Genomic DNA, 10,738 nt, shown 5'->3' with positions numbered 1-10,738 from the left:
AAATTATGAGAGTATTGATGGTTATGTTTGATTCTTTAAATAGAAATATACTGGAATCCTATGGAGGAAGATTTGTAAAAACTCCTAATTTTAACAGACTGGCAGAACATTCGGTTACTTTTGATAATTGTTATGCCGGCAGTCTTCCCTGTATGCCTGCGCGGCGGGAACTGCACACTGGGAGATATAATTTTCTCCATCGAAGCTGGGGACCATTAGAGCCTTTTGATGATTCTATGCCTGAGCTGTTAAATCACAATGGCATTCATACCCATATTGCTACAGATCATTACCATTATTTTGAAGATGGCGGAGCAACCTACCATACCAGATACAGAACATGGGAAGGATTCCGGGGACAGGAGGGAGATGCATGGAAAGGTGTTGCAGGAGAGAAGAAATCTCCAAAGGAATATAAAAACCGGTGTGATGGAATTGCTGACAGCTGGGAGCACAACTGGGTTCCCCAGGATTTTGTTAACAGATCCTATTTAGATACAGAAGAGAAGCAGCCCCAGAGTAAAACGTTTGAAGCTGGAAAAGAATTTATCAGTACCAACCACAATGCAGACCAGTGGTTTTTGCAGATAGAAACCTTTGATCCCCATGAGCCGTTTTTTACTCATGATAAGTTTAAAAAACTGTTTCCCCATACTTACAATGGAGCTGTTTATGACTGGCCGGATTACAGAAAACTTAATGAGAGTGATACACCAGAGGAAATTCTTCATTTGAGGTCAGAATATGGAGCTCTGTTGTCTATGTGTGATGAAAAGCTGGGCGAGATCCTGAATCTGATGGATGAGTACGATATGTGGAAGGATACAATGCTCATTGTTAATACAGACCATGGGTTCCTTCTGTCTGAACATGGGCAATGGGCCAAATGTCACTGTCCGTTTTATAATGAAGTGGCCAGGATTCCTTTATTCATATGGGACCCGGTCACTGGAATAAGGGGGAAAAGGGTAAAAAGTCTGGTGCAGACCATTGATCTGCCTGCAACCATATTGAAACAATTTGGGCTGGAACTTCCAAAAGATATGGAGGGCGTTCCCCTTCAGTCTGTAATTCAGGAAGATAAAGCCATACGGGAAGCTGCTCTCTTCGGGATCTATGGAGGCCAGATAAACTGTACAGACGGATGCTATGTTTATATGAGAAGTCCTGTAAATTATGAGACAAAGATTTATCAGTATACTTTGATGCCCACTCGCCATGGAGGACGCAGAGCTTTTATAAAAGAGGAAGAATTAAAGCAGATGACTTTGTCAGATGGATTTTCATTTACAAAGGAACTGCCTGTTATGCAGATTCCCTATGGAAGAGAAGCCGGGCAAAATACATATCCTACGATGTTGTTTGATTTAGAAAAAGATCCGAATCAGGAATCGCCCATTGAGGATGAAGCAGCAGAAAAAAGAATGATCCATTTAATGAGAAAACGTATGAAGGAAAACCAGTGTCCTTCGGAGATGCTGGAACGATACGGATTCTAAGAAGAGGGGATGATATTGTATGACCGCCAGCCGTTAACTGAGCGGTCATCTTTTTGTGTAATAGAAATTCCTCACAAATGAATGGAAAGGTGCAACCGCCGCAGGAGGAGAATTCCACAACAACAGAATTCTGTCATAATAACAAAACAAATGTCAGAATTAGAAAAGACAACAATTTCATTTCAGCAAAATCCATCCGAAAAACAAAAGAAAAATAAAATAATAAAAAAACAGAGGAACAATGGCTATTATATAATCATAATACAAGAGGAAAATACGAAAGAAAAAAAGAGTTGGTTGCGGCAAGTCGAATGAATTCGTATTTCCATTTGTAAACAGGATAGGTGAGAATGCTACAAACTTATTATACGAGGAGGATATAATATGAGAAAAAGCAAAAGAGTAATGAAGATTGCAGCAGCGGTTATGGCACTTACCATGGCACTGACAGCTTGTGGAAAGGGAGGCGGAAATGCTTCTGTTCAATCAGAAGGAAGCGGAGGGAATTCAAGTACAGAGGCAGCAGGAGATTTACCTGTGTTAAGAGTTGCTATGATGCCTTTTATCACCAGTCTGCCCACAGAGTATATTAAGAAGAATAAGCTGGATGAAAAAGCTGGTTTTAAAATGGAAACAGTTATGTTTGCTACGGGCGCACCGATGAATGAAGCATTGGCAGCAGATTTATGGGATGTTGGGGCAATGGGTGCAGCAGCAGTGACAGGTGTCGCCAATTATGACATGATGATTATAGGAGAAGTTCTGGAGTCTACCGATGGTCTGGGGGTATTTGTAAAGCCTGATTCTGCTATTGCAAGTGCTAAGGGCTACAATCCTTCTTACCCCAATGTACTTGGCAGTCCTGAGACTGTAAAGGGAGCCACAATTCTCCTGCCTATAGGAACAGCACAGCATTTTACCACATTAAAATGGCTGGAGAAGCTGGGGCTTGGAATTACAGATGTAAATATTGTTAATATGGATACCGCCCAGGCTTATCAGGCTCTACAGGCAAATCAGTGTGATGCGGTAGCCCTTAACGTTCCCACATTTTTTGAAGCAGTGGATGACGGTATGGTTCAGGTAGGCAATCTGGCTGATCTTGGAACCAGATATGTAGATATGGTAGTTGCTAACAGAAAAGCAGTGGAAGGAAAACCGGAACTGGTTCAGAAATACATGAACTGTATTATGGAGGCCTGTAAGGCGCTGAATGAAGATACTGATATGGCAGCAGATCTGATGGTAGAATTTTTAAAAGAAGCAGGTGCAGAGACTACAAGAGAAAGCTGTGTCAGTGATTTAGGCAGAGTTCAGTTTATTACTGCAGAAGACTGGAGCAATCGTGAACTGGGCAGCTTTGCCAGAGAGCTTGGAGAATTTTATATAAGCCTTGGTCAGCTGGAGCCTGAGCTCATAGATAAGTTTGACAAAAATATTGATCCGGAATTCGTTAAAAACAATTAGGAGGAATGGAAATGAAGAAGGAGAAAGCAAAATATAAATACTGGCTGATGTCAGTATGCTCTGTTCTTACTGTGCTCTTTATCTGGGAGCTGGTAACCGATATTTTGCACCTGATCTCTCCCATGATGCTTCCCAGTCCGGCAAAGGTACTGAATACATTTCTATATAAATTAACAGGAGGGGTCAATCCGGATGGAGCGACCCTTCTCCAGCATATAGGAGCCAGTATGAAAATTGCACTGGGAGGTTATACCGTTGGAGTAGTCATTGGTGTGCCTCTGGGGATTGCCATGGCATGGAGCAGGAAATTTGAGCTGTTTGCCAAGCCATTGTTTGATGTAATACGACCGATTCCCGCGCTTGCCTGGATTCCTTTGATGATTCTGTGGCTGGGAATTGGTTACTGGTCAAAGGTTGGAATTATATTTTTTGCTGCTTTTATCAGTGCTACCATCAACGCCTATGCAGGAATCAAGAGAACCAGCCGGGTTCACCTATGGGTTGCAAGTACCTTTGGTGCTTCTAATAAGCAGATGTTATTTAAAGTGGCTATTCCTACTGCACTTCCAATGATTTTTACAGGATTAAGACTTGCACTGGGGTCCTCCTGGGTTGCTCTGGTAGCGGCAGAGCTTCTGGCAGCAACAAGAGGTCTGGGTTATATGATTCAGGTAGCAAGAATGCTGGGACGGCCAGATGTGATTTTAGTAGGAATGATCACAATAGGAGTGATTGGTTTTTTGTTATCCTATATACTGGAAAAATTGCAGAATAAGTTCGTAAAGGGAGGGAAATAGCCATGGCAGCCAGATTGTTCAGAAAAAACATTGAAGTTTTTATGACTGTGATTGCCTTTGGATCTCTGCTGCTTTTGTGGGAACTGGTAGCCAGGTTTACAAATGCCAGGATGTTTCTCCCTCCTGCCTCAGAGATAATCATTAAATTCTTCGAAAGCTTTACTGTCCCCATTGGCAGGCACACCATGATGGTACACATTGGTGTCAGTCTGTACAGAGTGGGTGTTGCCTTCTTTTTCGCAACGCTGACCGGGATTACTTTGGGAGTTTCAATGGGGTATTCCAAGTCTGTAGAAGCAATTGTAAAGCCCATATTTGAATTTATCCGTCCGATACCGCCTTTGGCCTGGATTCCTATGTCAATACTGTGGTTTGGGCTTGGAGATCAGAGTAAGTTCTTTATTATTTTTCTGGGGTGTTTTTGTTTTATTACAGTGAATACATACGATGGTACGAAAAATGTAGATCCTGTTTTACTGGGAGCAGCCAGAATGTTAGGCGCATCAGAGCGTCAGGTGTTCTTTCGTGTTGTTCTTCCTTCCTCGGTTCCTTATATTTTCGCAGGTCTTCAGATTGCGATTACAGCAGGCTGGTCTGCTGTGGTAGGAGCTGAAATGGTACGTTCCGATGAAGGTGTCGGCTGGTTAATCGTTATGGGAATGACCAATGGAAATACCGTTCAGATTATGGTCGGAATGCTGGCAATCGGCCTTGTTGGATATATTCTGGCTACAGCCATGGCAAAGCTGGAAGGGAGGTTATGCATATGGAATCAACAGCAGGGACTTTAACAGGAGTGCTTCAGTGCAGTCACGTCTCCAAGGAGTTTGACAGCTTTGACGGCACAGGCAAGAACCTGGTATTAAAGGACATTGACTTTTCTGTTAAGGAAAATGAATTTCTGGTGTTGTTTGGACCGGGACAGTGCGGAAAAACCACTTTGCTTAACATTTTGGCAGGTTTAGAGCCGGCCACTTCCGGAGATGTGTTGGATCATGGAAAAAGAGTGACTGCCCCTGCTCCAAAACGAGGAGTTGTTTATCAGAAAACAGCATTATTTCCATGGCTTACAGTTATGGGAAATGTGGAATTTGGGCCGAAGGTCCGTGGATTTAAGAAAGAGGAGACAAAAAAGATTGCAGATCATTATATTGAACTGGTAGGTTTAAAAGGGTTTGAAAAAAGTTATCCATCCCAGTTGTCAGGCGGAATGAGACAAAGAGTCGGAATTGCCAGAGCTTACAGCAATAATCCTGATATTATGCTGATGGATGAACCTTTCGGCCATTTAGATGCCCAGACCAGATATATGATGGAGGAAGAGCTTCAGAGAATCTGGCAGAAAGAAAAGAGAACAGTAGTCTTCGTTACCAATAACATTGAGGAAGCGTTGTTTCTGGCAGACCGGATCATACTGATGACCAACTGTCCTTCTGCCATTAAGAAAGAATATAAGATTGATCTGCCCCATCCCAGAAGTTATGTTGACTCTGAATTCCTACGTTTACGGCAGGAGATAACTGAAAATATGGACAAATCGCTGTAAAGGAGGAGTTTATGGAAGATAAAAGAGAAACAAAAGTAAAGGTAATGAATCTGACAAAACAGTTCGATCAGCTTCTTGTTCTGGATGATATATCCTTTGACGTGAAAAAAGGAGAATTTCTTTGTATTGTAGGGCCTACAGGCTGTGGCAAGACTACATTTTTAAACAGCCTTACCAAGCTTTATCAGCCCACAAAAGGGGAGATATTAATTAACAATGAGCCTGTAGATTTAAAAAAGCACAGCATTGCATATATTTTTCAGGAATATTCTACGATGCCATGGCTGACGGTAGAGGAAAATATCCGGTTTGGCCTGGACATTAAGCATACTCCAAAAGAATCGGCGGATCAGAAGGTGGAGGAGTATTTAGAGGTGGTAGGACTGACGAAATACCGTAAATACTATCCTGATCAGCTTTCCGCAAGTATGCTCCAGCGGGTAGTCATCGCCAGAGCATTTGCTACTGAGCCTGAGCTATTGTTAATGGATGAACCCTATGGGCAGCTGGATATTGAACTGCGGTTTAAGCTGGAGGATGAGCTGTTAAGTCTGTGGAAACGAAACGGAACAACTGTTATTTTCATTACCCACAATATCGAAGAGGCAGTCTATTTAGGGGAAAGAATTCTTGTTCTTACAAATAAGCCTACAACGATAAAAACAGAGATCAAAAATGATCTGCCAAGGCCAAGGGATATTGCTTCTAAGGACTTTGTAGAATTACGAAATAAAGTAACGGATTTAATTAAATGGTGGTAGGCTTTATTTAGCGATCACACACATTAAAAGCAGCAGCTCCATAAGCGTTCTCTAAGGGAATGCCAGGACTGCTGCTTTTAACCTTGCTGCAAGTATTAATATGTAAAACCGCCGAATCATCTTCGACGGTTTTTATATATTTATCCATTACTATGCAAGCAAGATTACATGAGCCCAATTTTGCACAATGAGGAAATTGATAATTGTACACAACGGTTGTGGATATGGGAATAGCCCAATGGTATAATTTGCACATAATAAATTGCTTTGATTATTACCGGTAGAAGATAAGCATAAAAGGAGGTTACCTTTGAAAAAGGATATGTTATTTCGGGATTTGGTCCAGCTGGACTGGGAAGCGGCGGATCAGACCGAAGTGTTTGAACGAATGGCAGACATTCTGTTTAAAAAAGGATTTGTAAAAGATACTTATCTGGAGTCACTAAAGGCAAGGGAGGAAAGCTATCCCACAGCACTTCCCATTAAGCCCTATCCGGTTGCCATCCCTCATACGGATATCAGCCAGATCAACCGGCCGTTTATTGCTCCTATACGTCTGAAAGAAGCTGTTGAGTGGAGGGAAATGGCAAACAATGATGAAGTCCATCCGGTCAGGTTTATTTTTATGCTGGGATTTTTAAAATCAGATGAGCACATAGACCTGCTTCAGATATTGGTGGAGAATTTTCAGAATGAGGAATTGATGGAGCGTTTGAACAATGCCAGGACAGCAGAGGAATACTTTGAACTGGTCTGCGGCATCAATGGTATGGATTCGTAAGGAACTGTATGAAAATCAGAGGAGGGTTTTAATCATGGGAATCAGAGTTATTGTAGCGTGCGGAAGCGGTGTGGCTACTTCACAGACAGTAGCAAGCAAGGTAAACCGCATGTTAAAAGAAAAAAAGGTGGATGCTTTGGTGGAGGCAGTGGATTTAAAGTCTGTTGACCGTTATATGGACGGCAGTGCTGCCTATATCACCATTGTAAAAAATGCCAAGGAATATCCGATCCCAGTGATCAATGGGATCGCTTTTCTCACAGGCATGGGGAAAGACCAGGAATTTGATAAACTGCTGAAAGCAATTGAAGACTACAAAAAGAAGAATCTTTAAATTAAGAATCTGAAAAAATAAGGAGGTAAATGAGAATGCAGATGTTAGCGAATACTGTTAATTTCTTTCTGGGGCTTGGGGCGGCTGTATTTGTACCGGTTATCATTATCATCGCCGGATTAATTGTTAAGATGAAAGTAAAAGACGCTGTTTCATCAGGCATTACCCTTGGCGTGGCTTTTTCGGGAATGAGCATGCTGATCAACTATATGACCGGAGTAATCACGCCTGCAGCAACTGCCATGTTAGAATTCTCCGGCATTGATCTTCCCATTACTGATGGGGGCTGGACCACAATGTCCACGATTTCCTGGTCATGGCCGTATGCATTTTTGATGTTTCCCCTTGTAATCGTGATCAACATTATCATGCTGGCCATGAATAAGACGGATACTTTTAATGCGGATTTATGGAATGTATGGGGGAAGATCTTTACGGCAGTTGCAGTATACTACATAACCGGTAATGTGATCGCGGCATTTATCGTTGCGGCAGTCCAGGTGGTTTTTGAACTGAAATCCGCTGATTTCCATCAGCACCGCATCGGAAAGCTTTCCGGTATTCCGGGAGTTACCTGTACCCATAAGATGGTTTTTCTTGCAGCGCCTATGTATATTGTGGACTGTATCCTACGGAAGGTACCCGTGCTGAATAAATCATTCAATGCGGAGGATTTAAAAGATAAGCTTGGGATTTTTGCGGAAAATCATATTTTAGGATTTCTTTTGGGAATTATTTTCGGAGCTTTGGCAAGATACAATTTAGCGGGGATATTAACCCTTGGTGTGCAGTGTGCCACTGCCCTGACCTTGTTCCCGGTGATCTCAAAATATTTCATGCAGGCTTTGGAGCCGATCTCCAACGCGGTTTCGGAATTTATGCAGAGCAAATTTGCAGACAGAGAGATGTTTGTAGGTTTAGACTGGCCGTTTTTAGGCGGAGCCAATGAAATATGGCTGGCTGTTATCTGGACGGTACCTGTGACCCTACTTATGTCCTTTGTGCTTCCAGGCAATAAGATATTGCCCTTTGCCGGCATCATTAATATTGCCATCGCAGTGCCTGCATACCTGGTGAGCAGGGGGAATATCCTTCGTATGCTGATTCAGTGCACTATTTTTACACCGGTATTTTTGTGGGTGGGAACTGCCTTTGCCCCCTTTATGACAGAGCTGGCAAATACCACAAAGGCTGTGGAGCTTGCGCCCGGGCAGATGATTTCAAACTCAAGCATTGACGGTCCTATATTTACTTATGCATTTTCCCACGCAGTAAAGGCGCTGCAGGGTGATTTCCTTCCATTAATTATTCTGATACTGTGGGTCGTGTGTTTTGTACTCTATTCAAGAAGTCTGATTCAGGAGAAGAAGGAAGATCTGGCAAAAGAAAGAGCGTAAGGCGAAAGAAAAAGTCTTTCAACTTTGAGTTTATGAACCAACTGGATATGCAGATATATCCGCTTGATTCATTAGGAGGCAAAACATGAAGATCGGCCAACGGAATTGCTTGATTTTGAAGGAAATTATTAATCATAGTGCATCTGTTACGGGAAAGGCTCTGGAGACGAAATTGCATCTGTCCAGAAAACAGCTGGAGTATGGGATTGCTAGAATTAATGAATATCTGGAGGAACAGCAGCTGCCGATTCTGGAACGGGTAAACAATGGAAGGATTCTCATCCCCAATGAGGTCATAGAACAGCTGGATTTCACACGGCTGGAACAGGAAAATCAGGACGTCTGGCTGACTAAGGAAGAGCGGGGGGATATCATTCAGCTGATGCTGCTTACAAAGCAGCAGGAACTGTCGCTGCAGCATTTTATTGCTGAGTTAAAGGCCAGTAAAAATACGGTGCTCTCAGATTTAAAGCGTTTAAAGGATGAAATGCCTGATTCAAACATTCAGCTGACTTACAGCAGGGAAAAGGGCTACCGGCTGGAAGGCCGGGAATACGATTTAAGGCAGCGACTGTTCCTTGTATTGCGTAATATTCTGTCAGGTCGGGGGCAGCAGGCAATGGTTTTTCGGATTGGAAAGATCACTCAAAAGCAGATGGAACACATGCGGAATATGACGGAAACCATTGAGGGGGAATTGAAAACCCGGTTTACAGACGAAATGATCGAAGTGAACAGGTGCTTTTTTGCCCTGGTTTTAAGGCGGATCCGGGATGGTCTGGTATTAGACACGGTTCCGGAAACCTTCCGTCATGTGGCAGGAACAAAGGAATATATGGTGATCAAATCCTGTCTGGCTTCCGAGGGCGTAAACAGCATTCATGAAACGACGTATTTTACTGCCCATATCCAGAGCATGAAGATTAACACCCATTTGGAGGCTGTTGCAGGGCAGGAAGAAGTTTATCAGGCAGTGGAGGAAACCATCAGCAATTTTGAGCGGATCGCCTGTATTTGCTTTGATAACAAAGAGAATACCCTTCATTTGCTCATGAACCACAGCCTGCCTGCACTATACCGCATCAGATATAATTTTCATATAGGCCCCGATATTTCTGAATATGTACTTCCTGCTTACCAGGAAGTACATGACATGGTAAAAAAATCTGTGGCGCCGCTGGAAAAAATAATCGGAATGTCTTTTCCGGAAAGTGAACTGGTTTATATCACCCTGATTTTTATTGCCCAGACCAGCAGGGAGGATGAGGAAGAGAAAACAGACAGACGCCCAAGAGCGGTGGTGGTATGCCAGAACGGCATTACCGTATCCCACTTTCTCCTGACTTCATTAAAGCACACCTTTCCGGAAATCGACTTTTTAAACTATATGTCGGCGCGCCAATTCTGTCAGTACAAGGAAGACTTTGACCTGGTATTTACGACGGTGCCCTTAAGGACACCAAAAAAACAGTTTGTGATCGAACCTTTGCTGGACAAGGAAAGAAGAAGGAAACTTCGTAAAAATGTGTTCGACAGCCTGAAAAATTCTGGAGAAATCTTTCCCCAGGTAGAGACCATCCTTCAGATCATCAAAAAGCATACAAATGAAAGTGTGTTTCAGAAATTAAGAATGGAAATAGACTCATTCATGGTACAGTCTGACCGGAGAGCAGGAGGAAACATAGAGAAAAAGAAACCGGAACTAAAGGAATTGCTGACAAGATCCAATATCCGGATCATTAAGGAAAGCATGGGCTGGAAGGAAGCCATAGAATTTGCGGCAGTGCCCCTGCTGTATAAAAATATTATCAAGTACCAATATGTTGAAACGATTATCTCTAATATTATCGAGCACCGGCAGATCATGCTGATTGCGGAGCATGTTATGATTGCCCATGCGGGAATTGATGCAGGGGTATATGATGTGGGATTTTCCATGCTTTTGCTTCCCCAGACCATAATGGTAAATGATTATATGGAGGTAAAGGTGATTTTTGTGCTGGCTACTCCGGATTATGAGAGTCATTTGGCAGCGTTAAACCAGTTAATCAATATGTTAGAGGATGAAAAGAAGCTTGCGGCAGTGAAAAAAGCCAAAACAGCAGATGATATTTTGGAGTTACTGTAGCAGGAGCGGTAAAAAGACGAAATAGAAA

Annotated in this window: 10 protein-coding genes; all 10 read left to right on the top strand. The window is 42.7% G+C overall.

Annotated elements, in window-relative coordinates:
- Positions 1-5: 5 nt before the first annotated feature.
- The 10 genes from AC27IJ_RS17240 (at position 6) to AC27IJ_RS17195 (ending at position 10,710) form a co-directional block, all read left to right on the top strand.
- Complete coding sequence (locus AC27IJ_RS17240) at positions 6-1,499, top strand: sulfatase (RefSeq protein ID WP_487149915.1); 1,494 nt, start codon at positions 6-8, stop codon at positions 1,497-1,499.
- Positions 1,500-1,883: 384 nt separating this feature from the next.
- Positions 1,884-2,966, top strand: a complete 1,083-nt coding sequence (locus tag AC27IJ_RS17235; protein ID WP_312501733.1) for an ABC transporter substrate-binding protein — start codon at positions 1,884-1,886, stop codon at positions 2,964-2,966.
- 11 nt (positions 2,967-2,977) lie between these two features.
- On the top strand, positions 2,978-3,763 hold the full coding sequence (locus AC27IJ_RS17230; protein ID WP_312443342.1) for an ABC transporter permease: 786 nt from the start codon (positions 2,978-2,980) through the stop codon (positions 3,761-3,763).
- A gap of 2 nt (positions 3,764-3,765) precedes the next feature.
- Complete coding sequence (locus tag AC27IJ_RS17225; RefSeq protein WP_312443344.1) at positions 3,766-4,554, top strand: ABC transporter permease; 789 nt, start codon at positions 3,766-3,768, stop codon at positions 4,552-4,554.
- Positions 4,530-5,309: an ABC transporter ATP-binding protein gene (locus tag AC27IJ_RS17220; protein ID WP_312443346.1), complete on the top strand. Its 780-nt coding sequence runs from the start codon at positions 4,530-4,532 to the stop codon at positions 5,307-5,309. Before AC27IJ_RS17225 ends, AC27IJ_RS17220 begins: the two co-directional genes overlap by 25 nt.
- 11 nt (positions 5,310-5,320) lie before the next feature.
- On the top strand, positions 5,321-6,070 hold the full coding sequence (locus tag AC27IJ_RS17215) for an ABC transporter ATP-binding protein (RefSeq protein WP_487149911.1): 750 nt from the start codon (positions 5,321-5,323) through the stop codon (positions 6,068-6,070).
- A 310-nt stretch (positions 6,071-6,380) separates the two neighbouring features.
- Positions 6,381-6,851: a PTS sugar transporter subunit IIA gene (locus tag AC27IJ_RS17210; RefSeq protein WP_312443350.1), complete on the top strand. Its 471-nt coding sequence runs from the start codon at positions 6,381-6,383 to the stop codon at positions 6,849-6,851.
- Positions 6,852-6,885: 34 nt separating this feature from the next.
- Positions 6,886-7,185: a PTS sugar transporter subunit IIB gene (locus AC27IJ_RS17205; RefSeq protein ID WP_312443351.1), complete on the top strand. Its 300-nt coding sequence runs from the start codon at positions 6,886-6,888 to the stop codon at positions 7,183-7,185.
- A gap of 35 nt (positions 7,186-7,220) precedes the next feature.
- Positions 7,221-8,582, top strand: a complete 1,362-nt coding sequence (locus AC27IJ_RS17200) for a PTS galactitol transporter subunit IIC (protein WP_312443353.1) — start codon at positions 7,221-7,223, stop codon at positions 8,580-8,582.
- Between the two features lie 85 nt (positions 8,583-8,667).
- Positions 8,668-10,710: a BglG family transcription antiterminator gene (locus AC27IJ_RS17195; protein WP_487149908.1), complete on the top strand. Its 2,043-nt coding sequence runs from the start codon at positions 8,668-8,670 to the stop codon at positions 10,708-10,710.
- The last annotated feature ends 28 nt before the right edge of the window (positions 10,711-10,738 follow it).

The organism is Lacrimispora sp. YZC11, assembly GCF_057543815.1.
Note: the sequence above shows the minus strand (reverse complement) of the source record. Positions and strands in the feature narration are given on the sequence as shown.

Excerpts from the sequence above, each read along its gene's own strand:
- AC27IJ_RS17240 (WP_487149915.1), top strand. The coding sequence starts at position 6 with ATGAGAGTATTGATGGTTATGTTTGATTCTTTAAATAGAAATATACTG.
- AC27IJ_RS17235 (WP_312501733.1), top strand. The coding sequence starts at position 1,884 with ATGAGAAAAAGCAAAAGAGTAATGAAGATTGCAGCAGCGGTTATGGCA.
- AC27IJ_RS17230 (WP_312443342.1), top strand. The coding sequence starts at position 2,978 with ATGAAGAAGGAGAAAGCAAAATATAAATACTGGCTGATGTCAGTATGC.
- AC27IJ_RS17225 (WP_312443344.1), top strand. The coding sequence starts at position 3,766 with ATGGCAGCCAGATTGTTCAGAAAAAACATTGAAGTTTTTATGACTGTG.
- AC27IJ_RS17220 (WP_312443346.1), top strand. The coding sequence starts at position 4,530 with ATGGAATCAACAGCAGGGACTTTAACAGGAGTGCTTCAGTGCAGTCAC.
- AC27IJ_RS17215 (WP_487149911.1), top strand. The coding sequence starts at position 5,321 with ATGGAAGATAAAAGAGAAACAAAAGTAAAGGTAATGAATCTGACAAAA.
- AC27IJ_RS17205 (WP_312443351.1), top strand. The coding sequence starts at position 6,886 with ATGGGAATCAGAGTTATTGTAGCGTGCGGAAGCGGTGTGGCTACTTCA.
- AC27IJ_RS17200 (WP_312443353.1), top strand. The coding sequence starts at position 7,221 with ATGCAGATGTTAGCGAATACTGTTAATTTCTTTCTGGGGCTTGGGGCG.
- AC27IJ_RS17195 (WP_487149908.1), top strand. The coding sequence starts at position 8,668 with ATGAAGATCGGCCAACGGAATTGCTTGATTTTGAAGGAAATTATTAAT.